We start from the raw sequence: 468 nt of genomic DNA on the forward strand, positions 1-468 counted from the left end.
GCGCGGCGGCCGCGGCCCGAGCAGCCCCGGCGGCCGTGGAGACGGCCGCGTCGAGGATCTGCCGGGAACGGTCGCTGGCGACCCCGACCACGGCGGCCCGGTCCCCGGCCTCGCGCGGGCCGCGTGCGCCGAGCAGGGCGTTGATCGCGGACAGCTCGGCGCTGGTGCCCTGCCGGTACGTTTCGGCGGCCAGGGCCGCGGCGTCCTCGGCGGCGGCGGACCGTTCGGCCTCGGCGGCCGCCGAACGGTCGGCGGCGGCGGACTCCTCGGCCCGGGCCCGGGTGAGGGCCAGTTGGGCGCCGTTGTACGCCTCGACGGCCTGTTCGGCGGTCCGGGCGGCGGTGTCGAGTTCGGCCCTGGCGGCGGTGAGGCCGGCCTCGATGGCGGCGACCGAGCCGGCCGTGGCGTCGGCCTCGGCCCGGGACCGGTCGATCTCCTCGGTGGAGGGGTAGGCCTCCTCCCCCGGCG

1 pseudogene is annotated in these 468 nt (G+C 80.1%); it reads right to left on the reverse strand.

From position 1 onward, the window contains the following. Positions 1-468: pseudogene (locus BI06_RS51080) on the reverse strand (hypothetical protein); the annotation flags it as partial.

Origin of the sequence: Kitasatospora sp. MBT66 (genome assembly GCF_000710405.2) — a bacterium.
Classification (GTDB): domain Bacteria; phylum Actinomycetota; class Actinomycetes; order Streptomycetales; family Streptomycetaceae; genus Kitasatospora; species Kitasatospora purpeofusca.